General features: G+C 63.6%; 19 protein-coding genes. 11 read left to right on the top strand and 8 right to left on the bottom strand.

Features of this window, described 5'->3' with window-relative positions; genetic code table 11:
- The first annotated feature begins 90 nt into the window (after window positions 1-90).
- The 5 genes from AC07R1_RS12995 (at window position 91) to AC07R1_RS12975 (ending at window position 4,890) form a co-directional block, all read left to right on the top strand.
- Window positions 91-1,566 (top strand): coniferyl aldehyde dehydrogenase, encoded by a 1,476-nt coding sequence (locus tag AC07R1_RS12995; protein ID WP_225369017.1) that lies wholly within the window; start codon window positions 91-93, stop codon window positions 1,564-1,566.
- A 27-nt stretch (window positions 1,567-1,593) separates the two neighbouring features.
- Entirely contained in the window at window positions 1,594-2,139 is a 546-nt protein-coding gene (locus AC07R1_RS12990) for a hypothetical protein (RefSeq protein ID WP_011064040.1), read from the top strand.
- Window positions 2,140-2,313: 174 nt separating this feature from the next.
- Window positions 2,314-3,909, top strand: coding sequence for a GMC family oxidoreductase (locus tag AC07R1_RS12985; RefSeq protein ID WP_011064041.1), 1,596 nt, complete (start codon window positions 2,314-2,316; stop codon window positions 3,907-3,909).
- A 115-nt stretch (window positions 3,910-4,024) separates the two neighbouring features.
- Complete coding sequence (gene coaD / locus AC07R1_RS12980) at window positions 4,025-4,504, top strand: pantetheine-phosphate adenylyltransferase (protein WP_003176711.1); 480 nt, start codon at window positions 4,025-4,027, stop codon at window positions 4,502-4,504.
- Window positions 4,505-4,638: 134 nt separating this feature from the next.
- Window positions 4,639-4,890 (top strand): YfhL family 4Fe-4S dicluster ferredoxin, encoded by a 252-nt coding sequence (locus AC07R1_RS12975; RefSeq protein ID WP_011064042.1) that lies wholly within the window; start codon window positions 4,639-4,641, stop codon window positions 4,888-4,890.
- Window positions 4,891-4,953: 63 nt separating this feature from the next.
- Here the strand turns inward: AC07R1_RS12975 and mutM are convergent, their stop codons facing one another.
- Together mutM and AC07R1_RS12965 are read right to left on the bottom strand one after the other, a co-directional pair.
- The gene (gene mutM / locus AC07R1_RS12970) at window positions 4,954-5,766 is read right to left on the bottom strand and encodes a bifunctional DNA-formamidopyrimidine glycosylase/DNA-(apurinic or apyrimidinic site) lyase (RefSeq protein WP_011064043.1); all 813 of its coding nucleotides are present in this window, start codon (window positions 5,764-5,766) and stop codon (window positions 4,954-4,956) included.
- Between the two features lie 33 nt (window positions 5,767-5,799).
- Window positions 5,800-6,612: an HDOD domain-containing protein gene (locus AC07R1_RS12965; RefSeq protein WP_162865006.1), complete on the bottom strand. Its 813-nt coding sequence runs from the start codon at window positions 6,610-6,612 to the stop codon at window positions 5,800-5,802.
- A 227-nt stretch (window positions 6,613-6,839) separates the two neighbouring features.
- On the opposite strand from AC07R1_RS12965, the gene AC07R1_RS12960 reads away from it, so the two are divergent.
- From AC07R1_RS12960 to AC07R1_RS12945, 4 genes are all read left to right on the top strand, one after another.
- The gene (locus AC07R1_RS12960) at window positions 6,840-8,036 is read left to right on the top strand and encodes a class I SAM-dependent rRNA methyltransferase (RefSeq protein WP_011064045.1); all 1,197 of its coding nucleotides are present in this window, start codon (window positions 6,840-6,842) and stop codon (window positions 8,034-8,036) included.
- Window positions 8,037-8,453: 417 nt separating this feature from the next.
- Window positions 8,454-9,533 carry a SagB family peptide dehydrogenase gene (locus AC07R1_RS12955; RefSeq protein ID WP_492617814.1) on the top strand — a complete coding sequence of 360 codons (1,080 nt, stop codon included), beginning with the start codon at window positions 8,454-8,456 and terminating at the stop codon, window positions 9,531-9,533.
- Window positions 9,533-10,510 carry a diiron oxygenase gene (locus AC07R1_RS12950; protein ID WP_041120270.1) on the top strand — a complete coding sequence of 326 codons (978 nt, stop codon included), beginning with the start codon at window positions 9,533-9,535 and terminating at the stop codon, window positions 10,508-10,510. The genes AC07R1_RS12955 and AC07R1_RS12950 overlap by 1 nt, the downstream gene beginning before the upstream one ends.
- On the top strand, window positions 10,503-11,714 hold the full coding sequence (locus AC07R1_RS12945) for a multidrug effflux MFS transporter (protein WP_011064048.1): 1,212 nt from the start codon (window positions 10,503-10,505) through the stop codon (window positions 11,712-11,714). The genes AC07R1_RS12950 and AC07R1_RS12945 overlap by 8 nt, the downstream gene beginning before the upstream one ends.
- 30 nt (window positions 11,715-11,744) lie before the next feature.
- On the opposite strand, the gene AC07R1_RS12940 is transcribed toward AC07R1_RS12945, so the two are convergent.
- Window positions 11,745-12,314 carry a hypothetical protein gene (locus AC07R1_RS12940; protein WP_053154371.1) on the bottom strand — a complete coding sequence of 190 codons (570 nt, stop codon included), beginning with the start codon at window positions 12,312-12,314 and terminating at the stop codon, window positions 11,745-11,747.
- A 301-nt stretch (window positions 12,315-12,615) separates the two neighbouring features.
- On the opposite strand from AC07R1_RS12940, the gene ilvD reads away from it, so the two are divergent.
- Window positions 12,616-14,457, top strand: a complete 1,842-nt coding sequence (gene ilvD / locus AC07R1_RS12935; RefSeq protein WP_072443548.1) for a dihydroxy-acid dehydratase — start codon at window positions 12,616-12,618, stop codon at window positions 14,455-14,457.
- Between the two features lie 212 nt (window positions 14,458-14,669).
- Here ilvD and AC07R1_RS12930 read toward each other — a convergent pair whose 3' ends face one another.
- From AC07R1_RS12930 to AC07R1_RS12915, 4 genes are all read right to left on the bottom strand, one after another.
- Window positions 14,670-15,893: an SGNH/GDSL hydrolase family protein gene (locus tag AC07R1_RS12930; protein WP_011064051.1), complete on the bottom strand. Its 1,224-nt coding sequence runs from the start codon at window positions 15,891-15,893 to the stop codon at window positions 14,670-14,672.
- A gap of 2 nt (window positions 15,894-15,895) precedes the next feature.
- Window positions 15,896-17,041 carry an SGNH/GDSL hydrolase family protein gene (locus AC07R1_RS12925; protein WP_495110588.1) on the bottom strand — a complete coding sequence of 382 codons (1,146 nt, stop codon included), beginning with the start codon at window positions 17,039-17,041 and terminating at the stop codon, window positions 15,896-15,898.
- The gene (locus AC07R1_RS12920) at window positions 17,028-18,428 is read right to left on the bottom strand and encodes an MBOAT family O-acyltransferase (protein WP_258718063.1); all 1,401 of its coding nucleotides are present in this window, start codon (window positions 18,426-18,428) and stop codon (window positions 17,028-17,030) included. The genes AC07R1_RS12925 and AC07R1_RS12920 overlap by 14 nt, the downstream gene beginning before the upstream one ends.
- Window positions 18,429-18,802: 374 nt before the next feature.
- On the bottom strand, window positions 18,803-19,858 hold the full coding sequence (locus AC07R1_RS12915) for an HAD family hydrolase (RefSeq protein WP_011064054.1): 1,056 nt from the start codon (window positions 19,856-19,858) through the stop codon (window positions 18,803-18,805).
- Between the two features lie 242 nt (window positions 19,859-20,100).
- Here AC07R1_RS12915 and AC07R1_RS12910 point away from each other — a divergent pair, with 242 nt between their 5' ends.
- Window positions 20,101-21,492 carry an L-cystine transporter gene (locus AC07R1_RS12910; RefSeq protein ID WP_220223413.1) on the top strand — a complete coding sequence of 464 codons (1,392 nt, stop codon included), beginning with the start codon at window positions 20,101-20,103 and terminating at the stop codon, window positions 21,490-21,492.
- Window positions 21,493-21,549: 57 nt separating this feature from the next.
- Here AC07R1_RS12910 and AC07R1_RS12905 read toward each other — a convergent pair whose 3' ends face one another.
- Window positions 21,550-22,062: a dihydrofolate reductase gene (locus tag AC07R1_RS12905; protein WP_015637388.1), complete on the bottom strand. Its 513-nt coding sequence runs from the start codon at window positions 22,060-22,062 to the stop codon at window positions 21,550-21,552.
- Between the last annotated feature and the right edge of the window lie 19 nt (window positions 22,063-22,081).

Here is a 22,081-nt window from a genome sequence, read left to right as displayed (position 1 = left end):
CTTTAATCAGAAGGCTGGCGTGCATCTTACGTTCTATCCCCCCGGGGATAAATCGCCACCGGCGCAGGAGGGCAATTGACATTTTAGAGCATAAGCTCTAAAAAACTAGCCACCTTACAAAGACGGAGCCCGTCCATGTCTGCCGAAATCGCTTACCTGCAGGATTCCCTTCAGCAACAGGACGAGCTGCTTGAGCTGTTCGAAGCCCAGCGCCGGGCCTTTGCCGCCAACCCGATGCCCCCCGCAGCGCAGCGCCAGCAATGGCTGAAGGCACTGCAGGAGCTGCTTAACAACGAGCGCCAGGCCCTGATCGATGCCATCAGCCAGGACTTCAGCAACCGCAGCGCCGACGAAACCCTGCTGGCCGAGCTGATGCCCAGCCTGCACGGCATCCACTACGCCAGCAAACACCTGAAGAAATGGATGAAGCCGTCCCGCCGCGCCGTGGGCCTGGCCTTCCAGCCGGCCTCGGCCAAGGTGGTCTACCAGCCCCTGGGGGTGGTCGGGATCATAGTGCCGTGGAACTACCCGCTGTACCTGTGCATGGGCCCGCTGGTGGGGGCGCTGGCCGCCGGCAACCGAGTGATGCTCAAGCTCAGTGAGTCCACCCCCGCCACCGGGCAACTGCTCAAGCAACTGCTGGCCCGGGTCTTCCCCGAGGACCTGGTGTGCGTGGTGCTGGGCGAGGCCGAGGTGGGCATGGCGTTTTCCAAGCTGCGCTTCGACCACCTGCTGTTCACCGGCGCCACCAGCATCGGCAAGCACGTGATGCGCGCCGCCGCGGAAAACCTGACCCCGGTGACCCTGGAACTGGGCGGCAAATCCCCGGCCATCGTCTCCAGCACCGTGCCCCTCAAGGACGCTGCCGAACGCATCGCCTTCGGCAAGACCCTCAACGCCGGGCAGACCTGCGTCGCCCCGGACTACGTACTGGTACCGGAAGAGCGCGTAGGCGCCTTTGTCGAAGCCTATCGCCAGGTGGTGCGCGGTTTCTTCCCGACCCTGGCAGACAACCCCGACTACACCGCCATCATCAACCAGCGCCAACTGACGCGGCTCAACGGTTACCTGAGCGACGCCACCAGCAAGGGCGCGCTGCTGGTGCCACTGTTCGAGCAGAGCCAGGAACGCCGCCTGGGCCACAGCCTGCTGCTCAATGTCAGTGATGACATGACCGTGATGCAGGACGAGATCTTCGGCCCGATCCTGCCCATCGTGCCCTACCGGACCCTGGACCAGGCCTTCGCCTATATCACCCAGCGTCCGCGCCCGCTGGCGCTGTACTACTTCGGCTACGACAAGGCCGAGCAGCAACGGGTGCTCAACGAAACCCACTCCGGCGGCGTGTGCCTCAACGATACCCTGCTGCATGTGGCCCAGGACGACCTGCCGTTCGGCGGCATCGGCCCTTCCGGCATGGGCCACTACCACGGGCATGAAGGCTTCCTGACCTTCAGCAAGGCCAAGGGGGTGTTCATCAAGCAGCGGTTCAACGCCGCCCGCCTGATCTACCCGCCGTATGGCAAATCGATCCAGAAGCTCATCCAGAAGCTGTTCATTCGTTAACCAGTACAACGCCGGGTAATAACAACAATGACCCCTAGCCTGTCTGAAACACCCGCGCTGTCACGGCGCGGCCTGCTGAAAATCGGCCTCTGCGCCAGCGCGTTCCTGGCCACTGCCGGGCTCGGCGCCAGCCTCAGCGGTTGCTCCGCCAGCACGCCCGCCAGCGGTTTCACCATGCTGCGCAGCAATGACCTGCCGTTCCTGCGGGCGCTGATACCGGTGATGCTCGAAGGCGCCGTACCGGCGGACAAGATGCCCGCCGCCATCGAGGGCACCCTGGCCAACCTGGACAACGCCCTCAATCACCTGTCGACCGAGATGTTCAAGCTCACCCAGCAGCTGTTCGATGTACTGGGCATGGCGGTCACCCGCGGCCCGCTGACGGGGATCTGGGGCAGTTGGGAAAACGCCAGCGCGGATGACATCCGCAATTTCCTCAGCCGCTGGGAAAACAGCTTCCTGGCCCTGCTGCGCATGGGCCATGCCTCGTTGCTGCAACTGGTGATGATGGCCTGGTACACCCGGCCCGAATCCTGGGCCCATTGCGGTTATCCCGGGCCACCGAAGGTCTGACCGGCCTTTGTAGCCGCTGCCACAGGCTGCGAACGAGCGGGACGCTCGCGGGGCACTGGGGGTTCGGCTGCAGATCGTCAAGCAAGGCCCTGGGGGCCTTTTCGCAGCTTCGCAGGCTCAGCAGCGGCTACAGTGGATGCGCGCCGAGCCATCAATAATAAGAGAGCACCCGATATGCCTGTACCTGATCTGTTCCGCGAAGGCCTGAATCGTGGCTGGAAAACCTACAACGGCTCGCAGTTGGAGCAGGACCTGACCCTGGAAGCCGATGTCGCCATCATCGGCAGCGGCGCCGGGGGCGGCACCACTGCCGAGATCCTCAGCGCCGCCGGCTACAAGGTGCTGCTGATCGAAGAAGGCCCGCTCAAGACCAGCGACGACTTCAAGATGCTCGAAGACCAGGCCTACACCAGCCTCTATCAGGAGGGCATCGGGCGCATGAGCAAGGATGGCGCCATCACCATCCTCCAGGGCCGCGCCGTGGGCGGCACTACCTTGATCAACTGGACGTCGAGCTTCCGCACACCTGACCCAACCCTGGAGCACTGGGCCCGTGAGCACGGGGTGGTGGGCCACAGCTCGGCCGAAATGGCGCCCTGGTTCGAGAAAATGGAACAGCGCCTGGGCGTCGCGCCCTGGGTCATGCCGCCCAACGCCAACAACGACGTGATCCGCAAGGGCTGCGAAGCCCTGGGCTACAGCTGGCACGTAATTCCGCGCAACGTGCGCGGCTGCTGGAACCTGGGCTACTGCGGCCTGGGCTGCCCGACCAACGCCAAGCAGTCGATGCTGGTGACCACCATTCCGGCGACCCTGGAGAAAGGTGGCGAGCTGCTGTACCTAGCCCGGGCGGAGCGCCTGCAGATCAAGGACGACAAGGTCACCAGCCTGCAATGCCAGGCCATGGACGCCCGCTGCGTGGCCCCCACCGGGCGCACCATCACGGTCAAGGCCAAGCATTACGTGCTGGCCGGTGGCGGCATCAACAGCCCGGCCCTGCTGTTGCGTTCCGATGCGCCGGACCCGCATTCGCGCCTGGGCAAACGCACCTTCCTGCACCTGGTCAACTTCTCCGCCGGGCAGTTCGACGAGGTGATCAACCCGTTCTACGGCGCGCCGCAGTCGATCTATTCCGACCACTTCCAGTGGCAGGACGGCACCACCGGCAAGATGTCCTACAAACTTGAAGTGCCGCCCCTGCAGCCGGCCCTGGCCAGCACCCTGCTGGGCGGGTTCGGGCCGCAGAGCGGGCTGTCCATGGAGCAACTGCCCCACACCCACGCCATGCTTGCCCTGCTGCGGGACGGCTTTCACCCCGACAGCACCGGCGGTAACGTCGAACTGCGGGGTGACGGCACCCCGGTCCTCGACTATCAGGTTTCACCCTACGCCTGGGACGGACTGCGCCGGGCCTTCCACAGCATGGCGGAGATCCAGTTCGCCGGCGGCGCCAAGGCGGTCAAGCCGCTGCACAGCGATGCACGCTTCGCCAAGAGCCTCGACGAAGTGCGGGCGCAGATCGACGGCCTGGACCTGGCCCTGTACCGCACCCGCCTGGGCAGTGCCCACGTGATGGGCGGTTGCGCCATGGGCGAAGATCCGAAAACCGCGGTCACCGACAGCCTCGGGCGCCACCATCAACTGCACAACCTGTCGGTCCACGACGGCTCGCTGTTTCCCACCAGCATCGGCGCCAACCCGCAGCTGTCGGTCTATGGGCTCACGGCGCAATTGGCCAGCGCCTTGGCGGAGCGCCTGAAATCAGTGTGAAAAAGCGGGATATTCTCGTCGTCTATAGTGCTTTCTTCCCTAAAAGGCGACTTGGCCGACCGGGAAGGCTGCGATACCATCCGACTCCCCAACGGATTCCCGCCAGGACGACGCGATGAACCGAGTGTTGTACCCAGGTACCTTCGACCCTATTACCAAGGGCCATGGCGATCTGGTCGAACGCGCCTCGCGCCTGTTCGACCATGTGATCATCGCCGTTGCCGCCAGCCCCAAGAAAAACCCGCTGTTCCCCCTGGAGCAGCGCGTGGAACTGGCGCGCGAGGTGACCAAGCATCTGCCCAACGTTGAAGTCGTCGGCTTCTCCACCCTGCTGGCGCATTTTGCCAAGGAGCAGAACGCCAATGTCTTCCTGCGCGGCCTGCGGGCGGTTTCGGACTTCGAATACGAATTCCAGCTGGCCAACATGAACCGCCAGTTGGCCCCGGACGTGGAAAGCCTGTTTCTCACTCCGTCGGAGCGCTACTCGTTCATTTCCTCGACCCTGGTCCGTGAAATCGCTGCCCTGGGCGGTGATATCACCAAGTTCGTACACCCGGCGGTCGCCGACGCGCTGACCCTGCGCTTCAAGAAATAAGCCGCGCGGCCCCGCACCGGGGCCCTCGCCTGACGTCAGCCATCGCGCCCGCGTGCACTGTGGGCGTCAATACGGCACAATTGCGCGCATTCGTTTTTACATGCCCGGGCCTGCCGCCCAGGCCGGAGTACCCCATGTCCCTGATCATCACCGACGATTGCATCAACTGCGACGTCTGCGAACCCGAGTGCCCTAACGCGGCGATTTCCCAAGGCGAAGAGATCTACGTCATCGATCCGAACCTGTGCACCCAGTGCGTCGGCCACTACGACGAGCCGCAGTGCCAGCAGGTGTGCCCGGTGGATTGCATTCCGCTGGACGAAGCCCGCCCGGAAACCGAAGAAGAGTTGATGGCCAAGTACCGGAAGATCACCGGCAAGGCTTGAGTGATATGGCGCCCTTTCGGCTCCCACAAACACCTGTAGGAGCCGGCTTGCCGGCGAAGCTTCTCAGCTCTGGCAACGCGGGCAATAGACACTGGCCCGCTGGCCCAGCTTGATTTCCCGCAGCCCGGTGCCGCAGACCTTGCAGTTCTCCCCGCCACGCCCGTAGACGAACAGTTCCTGCTGGAAGTAGCCCGGCTGGCCATCGCCACCGATAAAGTCGCGCAAGGTGGTGCCGCCGCGCTCGATGGCGGCCGCCAGGATGCGTTTGATCTCGATCGCCAGCTTCAGGTAGCGCGCTCGGGAAATCCCCTTGGCTTCGCGGCGCGGGTCGATGCCCGCGGCGAACAGCGCCTCGGTCGCATAGATATTGCCCACCCCCACCACCACTGCGTTGTCCATGATGAACGGCTTGACCGCCATGGAGCGTCCGCGGGACAGCTGATACAGGCGCTCGCCGTCGAACAGGTCGGTCAGCGGCTCGGGCCCCAGGCGCACCAGCAATTCGTGATTCAGCGGGTCGTGGCTCCAGAGCATGGCGCCAAAGCGCCGCGGATCGGTGTAGCGCAGGGCCAGGCCGGACTCCAGCTCGATATCCACATGTTCGTGCTTGGCCGCCGGCAGCCCAACCTCCACCAGACGCAGGTTGCCGGACATGCCCAGGTGGCTGATCAGGGTGCCGACTTCGGCATTGATCAAAAGGTATTTGGCCCGCCGCTCCACCAGCACAATGCGCTGCCCGGACAAGCGCACGTCCAAATCTTCGGGGATCGGCCAGCGCAAGCGCCGGTCACGGACGATGACCCGGCTGACCTTCTGGCCTTCCAGATGCGGCGCGATTCCGCGCCGGGTGGTTTCGACTTCCGGTAATTCAGGCATATGCGCCCCTGGTACTCATCGCGAAATGAACGATCAGTGTGCGCCCAGCTCGCGCACGGTTTCCTTGAGGTTCTCGAAGTCGTAGTCCGACAGGCCGACGTAATCGAGAATCAGGTGGCCGATGCTGTTCCACTCGTGGTCTTCCACCTGGTTGCCCAGCACCCGGTAGGACGCGCAGATGTGCTCGGCCATCTTGAGGATCGCCAGCAGGTTCTTCAGTTGGCTGTTGCGCGAGGATTCGTCGCTGAAGATCGCCAGGGCGTTGTGGTGGTTGGCAATGGCGTTGGTCACGTGCTCCGGCAGGCGCCAGGATTTGGCCGTGTAGTAGCCGACCACCGCGTGGTTGGTATTGAAGGCACGGTTTTCCGTGTCCACCACCCGCTGCTCCGGGCCGGCGCTGCCGTAGGCCTCTTCCAGCACAGTCATGTAGTCGGGGAAGCGCTTGAGCATCAGCGGCACGCCGCAGTCATGGAACAGGCCCAGGGCATAGGCCTCGTCCACGGCCTGGGAGCCGGTGCGCTTGGCCAGGGTCAGGCAGGTCATGGCCACGTCCTGGGCGGTGTCCCAGAAGCGGTTGAGGGTGACGATGGTTTCATCGCTCATCTCGCCCTTGATCGACTGCGCATTGATCAGGTTGATGATCGAACGGCTGCCCAGGAGATTCACCGCCCGCTGGATCGAAGCAATCTTGTTGCTCAGCCCGTAATACGGTGAATTGACGATCTTCAGCAACGCGCCGGACAGGCCCGGGTCCTGGGAGATCAGCTTGGCGATCACCTCCAGATCGGGATCGGGCATGTACTGCTCCATCTGCAAATCCACCATGATTTGCGGTTGGGGCGGCACGCTGATGCCTTGCAGGGCCTGTTGAATCTGTTCGGCTGATAGCTCTTGGGACATAAGTACACGCTCTGGGTGAGCCGGGGATTCTAACCTCTAACACGGGAATGTTGGGCGACCGGACAGGAACTTTACCCAATGGTTGCGGCAAAGGGCTCCCGCCGCAGGTCCATTGGCCATCGCTTGCGCCCCGCGACGGGGTATAATCGCGCCCTTTTTTCCGGAGCGACGTCATGTCCCTGCCAAGCCTGCGCCTCAAAGCCAACGCCGATCGCCGCCTGCGCGCCGGCCACCTGTGGGTCTACAGCAACGAAATCGATGTAGCCGCCACCCCTCTGCACGGCTTCAAGGCAGGCGACCAGGCAGTGCTGGAAGCCGCCGGCGGCAAGCCCCTGGGCGTGGTCGCCATGAGCCCGAACAACCTGATCTGCGCCCGCCTGCTGTCGCGCGATGCCAAGCTGGCCCTGGACAAGTCGCTGCTGGTGCACCGCCTGAACGTGGCCCTGTCCCTGCGCGAGCGCCTGTTCGACAAACCGTTCTACCGCCTGGTGTACGGCGACTCCGACCTGCTGCCGGGCCTGGTGGTCGATCGTTTCGGCGACATCCTGGTGGTACAGATCGCCTCCGCGACCATGGAAACCCACAAGGACGACATCATTGCCGCCCTGACCCAGGTGCTCAAGCCCAGCGGCATCCTGTTCAAGAACGACTCCGCCGCCCGTGACGCCGAAGGCCTGGGCCGCTACGTCGAAACCGTGTTCGGCCTGGTGCCGGAGTGGGTCGCCCTGGAAGAGAACGGCGTGAAGTTCGAAGCCCCGGTGATCCAGGGCCAGAAAACCGGCTGGTTCTACGACCACCGCATGAACCGTGCCCGCCTGGCGCCTTATGCCAAGGGCAAGCGCGTGCTGGACCTGTACAGCTACATCGGCGGCTGGGGCGTGCAGGCCGCGGCTTTCGGCGCCAGCGAAGTGTTCTGCGTCGACGCCTCGGCCTTCGCCCTCGACGGCGTGGAGCGCAACGCCGCGCTGAACGGCTTTGCCGAGAAAATGACCTGCATCGAAGGCGACGTCTTCGAAGCCCTGAAGGAACTCAAGGCCAGCGAAGAGCGCTTCGACGTGATCGTTGCCGACCCGCCCGCCTTCATCAAGCGCAAGAAAGACCTGAAGAACGGCGAAGGCGCCTACCGCCGCCTTAACGAGCAAGCCATGCGCCTGCTCAACAAGGACGGCATCCTGGTCAGCGCTTCGTGCTCGATGCACCTGCCCGAGGACGACCTGCAGAACATCCTCCTGACCAGCGCCCGCCACCTGGACCGCAACATCCAGCTGCTGGAGCGCGGCGGCCAGGGCCCGGACCACCCGGTGCACCCGGCCATTCCGGAAACCCGCTACATCAAGAGCATCACCTGCCGCCTGCTGCCCAACAGCTGAGCCACTGCCTGCCCGGGGACGCCACAGCATCCCTGGGCAACCGCTCGAGCGCCTCGCTCCCCTCTCGCTTCTCCCCTCTCGCCGCCCGGGCCATTGGATAACCCAGGGAAACCCGCGCTTATATACCTATGATCCATCAAAGTAACTAGCCAATATCCTACAGTGCTCTAGGCAATCACTTACCTAATAACTACTTGATTCCTCTCTATTGCTGTCTACTCTTCGGAAGTCGCTTAGGAAGCGACATTCATTCAAATCGTTTAGGAGCAATAACAATGAAAGCTATCTCCCTCGAATCGAAAAAGATCGCCAACCTGGCTTGCCTCGCAGCGGCTAAATCCCGCTAAGTAATTGATGAACTGGGGAGTGCCGGCTACCCAGCTTCATCTTTGGTCAAGTTCAGAGTTTTAAAAGAACATGCAAATAAACCCGAACTTTTTCATACTTGCCCGCCCGCCCTTCACTGTTATCTGGAACTATAAAGATCACACTCAGTTCGAACTGGACTCGATCTATTCCACACGCCTCATACAACTTGTCGAAGACCTTTCGCAGTATGACGACAAGAATGAAATAGATAGTGCATTCGCCGCCGCCGGGCTCCTGTCCAACGAGACTTTCGAGCCACTTGAATGGGGCTGGGATGAACTGTCGCGGATCTTCCACATCGGCACCAAGAACCTGCCTTTCGAGCAAGTGCCCCAGGATATTCATGAGTGGTCCGCCCAATACCTCGAGCATTGCGATCAGGTACTGGACACCCCGGCCCCCTCAGCCCGCTTTGCCGAAACCTCCCACGATGGTCTGATCCGCCTGCCCGCGCCGGTACTGGAAACCGCCAGCTCCCTGAACCAGGTGCTGCTGCAGCGCAAGACTTCACGCTCCTTTTCCCAGCAGGCCGTGGCCCTGGAAGAGCTCAGCACCCTGCTCTACCTGTCCCTGGGCTACCTCAAGGAGCGGGAAGCCGACACGGACGAGACCGTCCCCGAAGCCCTGCGGCCAAGGCGCAGCAGCCCTTCCGGCGGTGGCCTGAACGCCTGCGAGGGTTATGTCTATGCCGCCAGGGTCCGCGGCCTGGAGCCGGGCCTCTATTACTACCACCCGGAGCTGTACGCCTTGCGGCCCGTGCACCCGCTTCCAGAAGAACCCCTGGGCCTGCTGCTGGCTGGCCAGCACTTCGTCAACGAACTGCCCCTGGGCCTGTTCCTGACCTGCCGCTTCGACAAGCTGTGGTGGAAATACGAACACTCCCGGGCCTACCGCATGGCCTATGTCGAGGCCGGGCATATCTCGCAAACCTTCCAGCTCGCGGCCACTGCCCTGGGCCTGGACACCTGGCTGACGGGAGCCCTGAGCGACGAGCGCGTGGAGCAATTGCTGGGGCTGCAGGACGCCGCGGAGCAGCCGCTGTTCTTTGTCGGCTGCGGCCAAGGTGATGGCCAGGTGCAATGCAAGGAACTCAAGGCCCTGATCGAACAGCGGGAGCGCGAACAGTAATGCACCCCGCCGCATCGTCCAAAGAGGCCCCGGCAGGCCGGCGTCCCTACTCCCTCGGCGACTGGGACAACCGCTCCGCGGTGCGCTCGCGCAAGAGCAGCTACCAGCTACCGCCCCACAGCGAGCTCGAACAGGAACTGCAGACCCGTGACTGGTTTCCGCCGGCCTTCATCCCCTACTTCGCCGACCCGGCCATCCAGCACGCCGGGAGGACGGTACAGCAGCGCCTGGCGGCCAACCACCTGGTGTACTTCCTGCACTACACGACGATCCTGGAGCACAAGATCGTCAACCGCTCGGTGGAAACCCTGATCCACGGGGAGCTGGCGATCGAGCTGCCGGAGACGATGAAAATCGCGGCCCTGCAGTTGTATACCGACGAGGGCTATCACGCCCTGTTCTCCTTCAAGCTGGCGGAGCAGGTGGCGAATGGGTACGCCATGCCAGCCTGGCAGCCACTGCCCAGGCGCATCCGCCTGATGCACGACCTGCTGGCCCGCTGCGCCGATTCTCAACGGCCCCTGGTCTGGTTCCTGCTGGGTTTCGTCTCCGAAACCATCATTGCCAAGGAGTTGCTGAGCATCACCGGTGATGGGCTGGTGTCCACGGTCTACCAGATGTTCAGGGAGCACCTGGAAGACGAGGCCCGGCACAGTCGTTATTTCAGCGAAGTGTTCGACTATGTCTGGGCACGACTGTCGCCGCAGCAGCAGGTTTTTTCCGCCAGCCAACTGATCGATATCATTTTCATCTTCGCTGCCGTGGACCAGGAGTGGCTGAGCGCAAGCCTGAACGAGGCCGGCATTCCCCTCGCCGCGGCACATGCCGCCATCCACAGCCTGATTCAGCCGAGTGCAGAAGTGCTGCGCGCCCGCTCGATCGCCGGCGCCACCCTGCAAGCAATGAAGCGCGCAGGTTTCTTCGAGCACGACGACAACCGCCGACTCTTCACCCAGACAGGACTGATCGATGCCTGAAATCAGGGATGACTCTGCCTCCACGACCAGGAAGGTCGGCGCCATTGTCTTGCTCATGGCCATGGTCATGCTCGGGGTGTTCCCGATCGACGTGCTCTTGCCTTCTTTTCCTGCACTGTCCCAACACTTTGCTACCAGCGCCGCCGACATCGCCCTGTCCGTCAGCCTGTTCGCCATCGGCATCTCGATGTCCCAATTGCTGATCGGCCCGCTGTCCGATGCCCTGGGCCGCAAGACCCTGCTGCTGGCCGGCATGGCCGTATCGGTCGGCGGCGCTCTGGGCTGCGTCTGGGCCAGGGACTACAACTGGTTTCTGGTGTTTCGCGTGGTCCAGGCACTGGGCTGTGGCTGCTTCGTGCTGTCCCAGGCGCTGGTCCAGGACCTGTTCGTCGGCCAGGAGCGCGACCGCCTGCGGATCCTCATGGTCACCGCCAGCGGCCTGTGCATTTCCCTCTCGCCCCTGGCCGGGACCCTGCTGCAAAGCCTGATGGGCTGGCCAGGCAGCTTCTATGTGTTCAGCGCGATTGCCGTCCTGGTGTTTCTCAAGGCGCTGGCCACCCTGGAAAACCCGCCGATCGTCAGGAGCGGCCCGCGCACCGGCATCCTCCAGGCCTACCGACGGGTCTGCAGCAACTTCAGTTTCGTCGCCTACTGGCTGATCTCGGCCATCGTCTTCGCTTGCCACTTCTCCTTCATCGTGGTCTCGCCGCTGATCTTCCTGGAGCAACTGCAGCTCAGCAGCTACGAGTTTTCCCTGACCCTGCTGCTCTACGGCGCGGCCTACGTGATTGGCGGGGTGGTAGCCGGGGTGCTCAACAAATACCTGGAGCCCGGCACCCAGATCATTACCGGGTTGTGCCTGATCTTCCTCGCCGGGCTGGTCATGCTGCTGTTGGCCAGCCAGTTCGGCCTGTCCATCAGCACGGTGCTGGTGCCGATGATCATCTGCACCGCCGGCACCACCATCACCCGGCCCGCCGCCACGTCCAGGGCCATGGAACTGTTCCCGGACAATGCCGGCGCCTCGGCCTCGGCCGGCAACACGCTGATTTTCGTCATGGGCGGGCTGATCAGCGCCGTGATCAACCTCAGCGCCAGCGACCTGCAGACCACCCTGGCCCTGAGTTTCATCGCCCTGAGCAGCGTCGGCCTGCTGGTCAACCAGCGCATCAGCCGCCGCGCCCGGAACCTGCGCCTGGCCTGAAGCCCGGATTGGCCCGGGTCCTGGTGGCCATCAGGCGGTTGTGGCAGCTCCCTCGCTGAAACGGGCCAGCCCGCGGCCAGTCAGGCACAAGCCAAGGGAGAAGGCCAGGGTCGGGCCGGCAAAGAACAGCAGGGACATCCACCCGCTCTTGAAAGGGTCGAGATAACGGTAAGCAAGCCACAGCTTGAACAGCTTCAGCACCAGCCAGGGCCATGGCAAGGCCAGCACCAGCCAGAGGACATTGCCCAGCAGGCGCCGGCCCAATCGTGCCCGCCCTTGCACCCGACTCACCACGGCCACGGCGACCAGCAGCCCGGCCGCCACGCAGTACTCCATCCGCGGGCTGGAGGGTAGCTCGTCATACAGCCGTACCAGCCCCGCCGCCCCCAGGCCCAGCAGCAACATGAGCCCCCAGGTGCGCCACTGGCGCTGCTGCCCGGCCAGCATTTGCAGCCCCCCGCCGCCCACCAGTAGCGCAGCACCCGTTGCGACGATGCCCAGGCCGGACCAATCGCTGTACAACAACAGCCACATCAGCAGCAGCCCCTGCAACAGGCCGACGCCCAGGCAGAACTTGAAGGATTGCAGAGTCGCGGACATTCCAGCTCCATTGGAAGGTAATCGAAGGGCGGCGAGTCTAAACCAGGATGGCAGCGTCCGGTGATATCCAGGCAATCAATGCCACAGAGCGGCCCCGGCATTCCTTCCTGACGCCAGCGGTGTAGAATCGGCGAATTCATCGCCAGTCATCCCCCGGCGGGTTTATGAGCTCAGGCTGAGGCGCGCGGCGATCCCGCGGCGTCATCGGCAGCTTTCGGACACACGGCCATTTCTGAGTGTTCCCGAGGTCAATAGAAGCTCACTCCCCATTTGTTACCTGATTAGCCGCCCGGAGTGCTCCATGCCTGATTACCGCTCGAAAACATCCACCCATGGCCGCAACATGGCCGGTGCTCGCGCCCTGTGGCGCGCCACGGGGATGAAAGATGCCGACTTCAAGAAGCCGATCATCGCCATTGCCAACTCCTTCACCCAGTTCGTCCCGGGGCACGTGCACCTGAAGGACCTGGGCCAGCTGGTGGCTCGCGAGATCGAACGCGCCGGTGGCGTGGCCAAGGAATTCAACACCATCGCCGTGGACGACGGCATCGCCATGGGCCATGACGGCATGCTGTATTCCCTGCCGAGCCGCGAGATCATCGCCGACTCCGTGGAGTACATGGTCAACGCCCATTGCGCCGATGCCATCGTGTGCATTTCCAACTGCGACAAGATCACCCCCGGCATGCTGATGGCCGCCCTGCGTCTGAACATTCCGGTGATCTTCGTTTCCGGCGGCCCGATGGAAGCCGGCAAGACCAAGCTCGCCAGCCACGGCCTGGACCTGGTGGACGCCATGGTCATCGCCGCCGACTCCAGCGCTTCTGACGAGAAGGTTGCCGAGTACGAGCGCAGCGCCTGCCCGACCTGCGGTTCGTGCTCCGGCATGTTCACCGCCAACTCCATGAACTGCCTGACCGAAGCCCTGGGGCTCGCCCTGCCGGGCAACGGTTCGACCCTGGCCACCCACAGCGATCGCGAAGAGCTGTTCCTGCGGGCCGGGCGCACCATCGTCGAGCTGTGTCAGCGCTACTACGGCGACAACGACGAGTCGGTCCTGCCGCGCAACATCGCCAACTTCAAGGCGTTCGAGAACGCCATGACCCTGGACATCGCCATGGGCGGTTCCACCAACACCATCCTGCACCTGCTGGCCGCCGCCCAGGAAGCCGAGATCGACTTCGACCTGCGGGACATCGATCGCCTGTCGCGCCACGTGCCGCAGCTGTGCAAAGTGGCGCCGAACATCCAGAAGTACCACATGGAAGACGTGCACCGCGCCGGCGGCATCTTCAGCATCCTCGGCGAACTGGCCCGTGGCGGCCTGCTGCACACCGACCTGCCCACCGTGCACAGCAAGAGCATGGCCGAAGGCATCGCCCAGTGGGACATCACCCAGACCAGCGACGAAGCCGTGCATCACTTCTTCAAGGCCGGCCCGGCAGGCATCCCGACCCAGACGGCGTTCAGCCAGTCGACCCGTTGGGACAGCCTCGACGATGACCGTGAAAACGGCTGCATCCGCAGTGTCGAGCATGCCTACTCGAAAGAAGGCGGCCTGGCCGTGCTCTACGGCAACATCGCCCTGGACGGCTGCGTGGTGAAGACCGCCGGTGTCGACGAGTCGATCCATGTCTTCGAAGGCAACGCCAAGATCTTCGAGAGCCAGGACAGCGCGGTGCGCGGCATCCTCGCCGACGAGGTGAAGGAAGGCGACATCGTGATCATCCGTTACGAAGGCCCGAAAGGCGGCCCGGGCATGCAGGAAATGCTCTATCCGACCTCCTACCTGAAGTCCAAGGGCCTGGGCAAAGCCTGCGCCCTGCTCACCGACGGCCGCTTCTCCGGCGGCACCTCGGGCCTGTCCATCGGCCACGCCTCGCCTGAAGCGGCAGCCGGTGGCGCCATCGGCCTGGTGCAGGACGGCGACAAGGTACTGATCGACATTCCCAACCGCTCGATCAACCTATTGGTCAGCGACGAGGAACTGGCGGCCCGCCGTGTCGAGCAGGACAAGAAAGGCTGGAAACCGGTGGAAGCACGCCCGCGCAAGGTGACCACCGCGCTGAAGGCCTACGCCCTGCTGGCCACCAGCGCCGACAAGGGTGCGGTGCGCAACAAGGCCATGCTCGACGGCCTGTGATCGTAGCCCGCCAATGAAAATGCCCCGCCAAGTGCGGGGCATTTTTTTGACCTTGCCGGCGCTTGCACTGGCAGCCTGGCCCCGTAGGAGCCGGCTTGCCGGCGAAGGCAGCGTTGAACCTTGCATCGCCCTCGACCGCGCCTTCGCTGGCAAGCCAGCTCCTACAGCAGCATTCAAGGTGGTGGCGCCGCCGCTGAAGCGGTGCCGGGAGCTCAAGGCATGCGTTCGCCCAATTGCCCGCGCAGGAAGCGATACAAGCCATCGGCGCTCTTGCGATAACCATCGGCGGTCAGGTGGATCAGGTCGTTGCGGGCCAGGTCGCTGCCCTGCCATTTGCTGATGGAGCAGTCCCCCCCCATGAACGCCTGCCAGTCCCAGAACAGGGTGCGACTGTTCTTCGCCACGTCCTTCTGGATCTGGATGATCTGCCGCAACGGCTGGGGCTGGGAGGCCGCGCAACTGCCAGCATTGCGACGCTTGATGGAATCCGGCGGCCCCACCAGCAAAATCACGGTCTTGGGCAGGTTCTTGCGCAACAGCGCGACCTTCTCCTGCAACTGGCTGCGGTACAGCTGCAGATCCAGGTCGTCGTCGAAGGCTTCGTTGGTGCCGTAGGCCAGCACCACCATGTCCGGGCGCAGGGCCTTGAGGGCTTCCAGCCAGCCGGGCTGCCACTTGTCCAGCACGTCCAGGCGTGCACCGTTGATCCCCAGGGCGGAATAGATCACCCCGGCGCTCTTCTGCCCGAGGATGTTCCAGCCGCCCAGGGCCAGGCCCTGGTTATTGGCCACGTTCAGGTCCAGGGGCAGGGTCAGGTTGTTGAACGGCGGGCTGAAGCGCCATTGCCCCCCCGTAGCGGCCAGCATGCGGCTGCTTTTGTTGAGGTTGTCCCGGGCGGTCAGGGTGCTGTTGCTGGACGCCTGGTACAGCGCGGAAATCCGGTACTGCTGGTTGCTCGGCTGGCGTTCGGCGATATGCACCCGCGCGCCTGGGGTCAGGGGCAGCGACAGGTAGCCGCCCAGGGGAAACTGGTTGCTCTGCTGGTTGCGTGCCGATACCAGGGACCACTGGCGCTTGGCGGCACCGAGAATCACCCGCTCATAGCGGGTGCCGGGCACCGGCGTGGCTGCCACGAAACCGATGCCGCCATCGCCGTATTGCGCCTGCAGCAGGCGCCGCACCTCACCGCTGAACAGGTCGGCGGCGGTGTGGGAGTCGCCCAGTTGCACAATGGTGATGGGGGTGCGGTTGGAAGTGCTGAATTTGCGTGCCAGCAGCGCCAGGTTCGGGTCGGTCCCGGTGGTCAGGACTTTTTTCGCCGTCATCCCGGACTTGGCCAGCGCCGAAGCGGGAGTGGCCTGGACCTCGGTGGTCGGGCTGCAACTGCTCAGCAAGGTGATGCCCAGCAACAGCGCAATGCCTTGCAGTCGCCCCATAGTCAGTGCTCCGTCAATTGTTGGCTGGGAAAGTTGATCAGCGAGATCACACGCTCAGCGATCAGCTTCTGCCCAGTGGTGGTGAAATGGATACCGTCGTCGACCCGGGTCTTGACCTTCTTGCCATCGCCGGTGGTGCGGTAATAGGAGAATTCGTCGCTCTGGTAACCGAGAATCTCGTTGGCCGAGACGTAGTGCTGGTGGTACTGCTCGATCTGGCCCTTGTACAGCTGGCTCAGGTAGGCCATGGCTGTAGACAGCTTGGGCTTCTCCATGTTCGGCGGCCCGACCCAGATCACCTGCACATTATGCGCCTGGGCGGTGTCGAGGATCGAATCGATGCGCTGGCGATAGGCTTCTTCCCAGTCCGGGGTCTTGAAGCGCAGGAACGGCTTGCCCTTGACCACCGGCATGTCCCAGGGGTCGTTGGGGCCGAGGAAAATCACCATCAGGCGAATGTTGGGGTTGCTGGCCAGGGTGCTTTCAACCGTCTTGGGCCAGTTGAAGAAGCTCGGGTAGGCAAGGCCGGTGCTCTGCTTGCTGAGGTTCAGGCTCTTGACGTTGTAGCGTTTGCGCAAGGTGTTGGCCATGTGGGGCGCCACGCCCTGCATCAGGGAATCACCGACGAAGAACACTTCATCCCCGGTGGCCAGGCTGGCCATCAGCGGCGTGGTTGCCCCCGGCTCGACCTTGGGCGGGTGGCTGACCACCGGGGCCACGGCCGCCGGCTGCGGGTGCACTGCAGCCGGCGCCTGCGGAGCGGGATGCACGGGGGCCGGATGCACCGGCGCAGCATGGGCGGTCGCAACCGGCGCAGGTACGGGCGCAGGCTCCTCGGCCAGCGTCGGCAAAGGAGGCAGCTCTTGCTCCGCGGCGGCCTCGGCCACCATCACCTGGCCGGTAAAGCTGCCGACAAAGGCCACCCGGGCATTTTCCAGGGCCTGGTTGAGTTGCGAGCCAAAGCGCCACTGCGGGTTCTGCGACAACCCGGGGACCTCGCAGTCGTCGTGGTACTTCTGCTGGCAGTAGAGGCGGATCGACTGCTGGTTGAACCACATCAGCAGCAGGCTGGTGACCACTAGGGCGTAGAAGACCTTGGCCGCGCTACCGAGGCTGATCGACAAGGGCGAACGGTTAGAAACTGGCATAGATGAACCCCGGCACGCCCGACGGAGAGGCGAAGATGACCACGCAGATAAACAGCCCCAGCGGCACTGGATAGAACAGCCACGGCAAACCGGTGGCGGCATCGAACAGGCGGCGCAGCAGCGCCACGATCCGTGGGTAGAAGGCCACGAACAGCAGGCAGCCCAGCAGGCTGGCGCCGCCGCCGAGCAGGCCGCCCAAGGACAGCTCGCCCAGGCCCTTGAGCATGTCCATGGCATCGGACAGGGTCGCGCAGCGGAAGAAGATCCAGGCGAACGCCACATAGTGGAAGGTCAGCAGCCGCGCCATGAGGTCGGCGCCGATCCAGCTCGGGCCCCGGGCCAGCAGCGGGCTGCACAGCTTGTACAGGGCCAGGCCGATACCGTGCAGCGCGCCCCAGATGATGAAGTTGGCGCTGGCGCCGTGCCACAGGCCCGAAATCAGCATCGCCAGCAGCATGTTCAGGTTGCCGCGCCACACCGGGCCACGGTTGCCTCCCAGGGGGATGTACACATAGTCACGGATGAAGGTCGACAGGCTGATGTGCCAGCGGCCCCAGAATTCCTTGAGGTTGCGCGCCGCGTAGGGGTAGTTGAAGTTCTGCGGCAGACGGAAGCCCAGCAGCAGGGCGATGCCCGTCACCAGGTCGGTGTAGCCGCTGAAGTTGAAGTAGATCAGGAACGAATAACCGTAGACCGCACGCAGGATCTGCTCGGCAGAATAGGCCACCGGGCTGTCGAATACCGGGTCGACCCATTCGTTGGCCAGCCAGGAACTGAGGAAGAACAGCTTGACCACCGCCACCGCGATCAGGCCCAGGGCGCGCTGCGGCTCCAGCACCTGGCGCAACTGCGGCGGGTTGATCTGCGCCAGCATGGGAATCGCCCGGTTCACCGGACCGGCGATCAGGCTGGGGAAGAAGGCCAGGTACAGCGCCAGGTCGAAGGGCGAGCCCGGGGTCAGCTCACGGCGGTTGATCGACACCAGGTAACTGACCGAGTGGAAGGCATAGAACGACAGCCCCACCGGCAGCAGCACCTCCAGCAGCGGCAGCGACACCTCGACACCGAACTGGGCGAAGGCGTTCTGCACCGTACTGGTGAAGAAATCCTGGTACTTGAACAGGTAGAACGCCCCGAGCACCAGCAGCAGCATCAGTCCGTTGACCCAGCCGCGCCCGGGGTAACGCTGGCTCAACAGGCCGAGCAGGTACACCAGGGCCGTGTAGCCCAGCAGGATGTAGAGGAAGTTCAGGCTGAAGCTGGCAAGGATCGCGTAACTGGCGACCAGCAGCAGGGCGTTCTGCAAGCGCAGGCTGAAGCCCAGGCCCCAGTACAGAACGAAGAACAGGATGAAGCAGAGGCCGAATTCGATCGAGAGATAGCTCACAACGTAGTCCATTACGTGCAGTCGGGGACAAACCCGGCACAAGGGAGAGCAGGCGGGGGGATGGGAAACGGACGCGATTATGGCAGAGGGGGTTTGGCAGTCACAAGTTGAAACATTCTCCGCCTATAGCGGACGCCGGCTCCGCACCGAGCGACAGACACCCCTTGCGGGAGCTGGCTTGCCAACGAAGGCGTCCACGAGAGCGACGCTAGACCCAATGGCCTCTTCGCCGGCAAGCCGGCTCCTACAAATAGATCGCCGGCCTACCGTAGAAGCTGGCTTGCCAGCGAAGGCGTCCGCGAGAGCGACGCCCGGCCCAAAGGCCTCTTCGCCGGCAAGCCGGCTCCTACAGAGGGACGGTGTAGCGGGCAGGCTTACTGGATGTCTTCGGGCTTGACGATCACCCAGTTCTTGTCGGCGGTCACCGGCAACCCTTCCTTGGCCTGGGCCGCGGCGTGCTTGGCGATCATGCCATTGAGCTGGGTCATGTACTTGTCCTTGCGGTTGATCCACAGGTGGATGCCGCCCTTGGCCACGTCAACATCGTGGAACAGCATGTAGCCGTCGCTGGTGGGGGTGTCGCCGCCCACCAGCACCGGTTTCTTCCACTCGTCGATGTAGGTCAGGATCGCCGCATGCTTGCCCGCCATCCAGGTGGCCGGGGTCCACAGGTAGGGGGTCAGTTCAAGGCCGAGGTTGGCCTTCTCGTCATATTTGCCTTCGCTGATCTGCTTGCGCGCGGTGGTCAGGGCGCCAGTCTTGCGATCCTTGAGCAGGGTGGTCACGCCGATGACGTTCTGCGGCTTGACGTTGTAGCCGTACTTGGGATCGGCGGCGACCATGCGCACCAGCTCTTCGGAGGCGGCGGTCATCACATAGACCTCGATACCGTTCTCCATCAGCTTGTTGTACAGCTCGGCCTGGCCGGTGAAGACCTTGGGCGGGTTGACCTCGATGGTCTTGACCACATCACCGTCGTAATAGGTGCTCGGCACCGGCTTTCCGGAAGCCATCAGCTCATCGACATAGCCCTTGAGCTCCTTGAGGGTAAAGCCGGAGAACACCTGGGCGACCCAGGGGTAGCAGACCATGTCGTCGATTTCACAGAGGCGGTAGTAGTAGCTGAACAGGCTTTCCTTGTGCTCGGCGGTGTCCTTGAACGGGATCAGCTTGAGCGACGGGTCAAGCGTGTCGCGGGTAATCAGGCCCTTGTTTTCCATGAAGGGCAGCAGGGATTCTTCCAGGTCGTAGCGGTAACTGGTGTTGTCCATGTCGAACACCGCGTAGTTACCCTTGTTGGCATTGGCCGCGATCATCGCGTCCAGCTGCTTGGCCTGTTCCGCGGGCCAGTGCTTCAACTCGGTGGCCAGGGCCTGGCCGGCGAGGCCCAGGCAGAGTGCGACTGCGAGCAATTTCGGAGCGAGTTTCATCGGCGGTTTTCTCCCTGAGTGAAAGCCTTCGACGCTAACAAATCCCTGTGACAGTTCTCGTCTCCACGCGACCGCTTGCGTCCCGTAAGCGCCAGCCACATGCGCCTGAACGTCAATCGCTTATTCCAAAAACGACAGTTGCCATGCGATATCGTTATTAATTCAATAGATTTCAAGCTGTTAGGCTTGCCGGTTCGCAATCGCCCTGAGCCGCGATTGGCACAAGCCTTATCGGAGCCCCAATGAATCTGCCGCTGTTCCTCAACCTGCTGGTGTTCCTGGCCTTGCTGCTGGGCCTGGCACAAACCCGCCATACCACCTGGAGCCTGGCCAAGAAAGTCCTGCTGGCCCTGGTGCTGGGCGTGGTCTTCGGCATCGCCCTGCACAGCCTCTATGGCGCCGGCAACCCGGTGCTCAAGGCCTCCATCACCTGGTTCGACCTGGTGGGCAACGGCTACGTGCAATTGCTGCAGATGATCGTCATCCCCCTGGTGTTCGCCTCGATCCTCAGCGCCGTGGCCCGTCTGCACAATGCTTCGTCCCTGGGCAAGATCAGCTTCCTGACCATCGGCACCCTGCTGTTCACCACCGCCATCGCCGCGCTGGTGGGCATCGGCCTGACCAACCTGTTCGGCCTGACCGCCGAAGGGCTGGTGGCAGGCACCCAGGAAATGGCCCGCCTGCAAGTGATCCAGAGCGATTACGCAGGCAAGGTCGCCGACCTCAACGTGCCGCAGCTGCTGCTGTCGTTCATCCCGCAGAACCCCTTCGCCGACCTGGCCCGGGCCAAGCCGACCTCGATCATCAGCGTGGTGATCTTCGCCGCCTTCCTCGGCGTCGCGGCGCTGCAGCTGCTCAAGGACGATGCCGACAAGGGCCAGAAAGTGCTCAACGCCATCGACACCCTGCAAGCCTGGGTGATGCGCCTGGTGCGCCTGGTGATGAAGCTCACGCCCTACGGTGTGCTGGCGCTGATGACCAAGGTGGTGGCCGGTTCCAACCTGCAGGACATCATCAAGCTGGGCAGTTTCGTGGTGGTGTCCTACATCGGCCTGGGGCTGATGTTCGTGGTCCACGGCCTGCTGGTGGCACTGGCCGGGATCAACCCGCTGCGCTTCTTCCGCAAGGTCTGGCCAGTGCTGACCTTCGCCTTCACCAGCCGCTCCAGCGCCGCCAGCATTCCCCTGAGCATCGAGGCCCAGACCCGGCGCCTGGGCATTCCCCAGTCCATCGCCAGCTTTGCCGCCTCGTTCGGCGCCACCATCGGCCAGAACGGCTGCGCCGGCCTGTACCCGGCCATGCTGGCGGTGATGGTTGCCCCGACCGTGGGCATCAACCCGCTGGACCCGCTGTGGATCGCCACCCTGGTGGCCATCGTCACCCTGAGTTCCGCCGGCGTTGCAGGCGTGGGCGGCGGCGCGACCTTCGCCGCGCTGATCGTGCTGCCGGCCATGGGCCTGCCGGTGTCGCTGGTGGCGCTGCTGATTTCCGTGGAGCCGCTGATCGACATGGGCCGCACCGCGCTCAACGTCAGCGGTTCGATGACCGCAGGCGCGATCACCAGCCAGGTGATGCAGCAGACCGACAAGGCGCTGCTGGACGCCGATGAGCACGAAGAACTGGCTCAGGCCTGATTGATCTCTTCGCCGGCCCGCCGGTTCCTTCGGGAGCCCGGCTGGCTGGCGGAGCGCTCAGCGCTTCTCCCACACCTCGAAGCTGTACGCCGGCTTGTCCCCTTCCGCCGGGTTCGGCACCTCTGACACCCGCTTCCACTGTTGCTCATCGAATTCCGGAAACCAGGCATCGCCTTCCGGGCTCAAGGCTACCCGCGTCAGGTACAGGCGATCTGCCTGCTCCAGCCCCTGGCTGTAAAGCTGTGCGCCACCGATCAGCATCAGCTCGCTGGCGCCCTGCTCCAGTGCCCACTCCTCGGCCCGGGCCACTGCCGCCTCCAGGGAGGGGTAGACCTCGGCACCTTCGAGCACCAGGCCGGTCTGACGACTGACCACGATATTCAACCGCCCCGGCAACGGCCGGCCGAGAGAGTCCCAGGTCTTGCGCCCCATGATGATGGGCTTGCCCAGGGTAGTGGCCTTGAAGAATTTGAAATCCCCCGGCAAATGCCAGGGCATGCTGTTGTCGACGCCGATCACGCGGTTTTGTGCGAGGGCCGCGATCAGGCTGAGAGGGAGAGATTTTTTCATGCCGGCGAGGATACCAGAG

This window comes from Pseudomonas sp. GW821-FHT07F01, from assembly GCF_059418825.1.
The sequence above is the reverse complement of the archived record's forward strand: the minus strand, read 5'-3'. Positions and strand labels throughout refer to the sequence as shown.

Bases quoted from the DNA above. Each gene is read 5' to 3' on its own strand.
- AC07R1_RS12990 (WP_011064040.1), top strand. From the start codon at position 1,594: ATGACCCCTAGCCTGTCTGAAACACCCGCGCTGTCACGGCGCGGCCTG.
- AC07R1_RS12985 (WP_011064041.1), top strand. From the start codon at position 2,314: ATGCCTGTACCTGATCTGTTCCGCGAAGGCCTGAATCGTGGCTGGAAA.
- coaD (WP_003176711.1), top strand. From the start codon at position 4,025: ATGAACCGAGTGTTGTACCCAGGTACCTTCGACCCTATTACCAAGGGC.
- AC07R1_RS12975 (WP_011064042.1), top strand. From the start codon at position 4,639: ATGTCCCTGATCATCACCGACGATTGCATCAACTGCGACGTCTGCGAA.
- mutM (WP_011064043.1), bottom strand. From the start codon at position 5,766: ATGCCTGAATTACCGGAAGTCGAAACCACCCGGCGCGGAATCGCGCCG.
- AC07R1_RS12960 (WP_011064045.1), top strand. From the start codon at position 6,840: ATGTCCCTGCCAAGCCTGCGCCTCAAAGCCAACGCCGATCGCCGCCTG.
- AC07R1_RS12955 (WP_492617814.1), top strand. From the start codon at position 8,454: ATGCAAATAAACCCGAACTTTTTCATACTTGCCCGCCCGCCCTTCACT.
- AC07R1_RS12950 (WP_041120270.1), top strand. From the start codon at position 9,533: ATGCACCCCGCCGCATCGTCCAAAGAGGCCCCGGCAGGCCGGCGTCCC.
- AC07R1_RS12945 (WP_011064048.1), top strand. From the start codon at position 10,503: ATGCCTGAAATCAGGGATGACTCTGCCTCCACGACCAGGAAGGTCGGC.
- AC07R1_RS12940 (WP_053154371.1), bottom strand. From the start codon at position 12,314: ATGTCCGCGACTCTGCAATCCTTCAAGTTCTGCCTGGGCGTCGGCCTG.
- ilvD (WP_072443548.1), top strand. From the start codon at position 12,616: ATGCCTGATTACCGCTCGAAAACATCCACCCATGGCCGCAACATGGCC.
- AC07R1_RS12930 (WP_011064051.1), bottom strand. From the start codon at position 15,893: ATGGGGCGACTGCAAGGCATTGCGCTGTTGCTGGGCATCACCTTGCTG.
- AC07R1_RS12925 (WP_495110588.1), bottom strand. From the start codon at position 17,041: ATGCCAGTTTCTAACCGTTCGCCCTTGTCGATCAGCCTCGGTAGCGCG.
- AC07R1_RS12915 (WP_011064054.1), bottom strand. From the start codon at position 19,858: ATGAAACTCGCTCCGAAATTGCTCGCAGTCGCACTCTGCCTGGGCCTC.
- AC07R1_RS12910 (WP_220223413.1), top strand. From the start codon at position 20,101: ATGAATCTGCCGCTGTTCCTCAACCTGCTGGTGTTCCTGGCCTTGCTG.
- AC07R1_RS12905 (WP_015637388.1), bottom strand. From the start codon at position 22,062: ATGAAAAAATCTCTCCCTCTCAGCCTGATCGCGGCCCTCGCACAAAAC.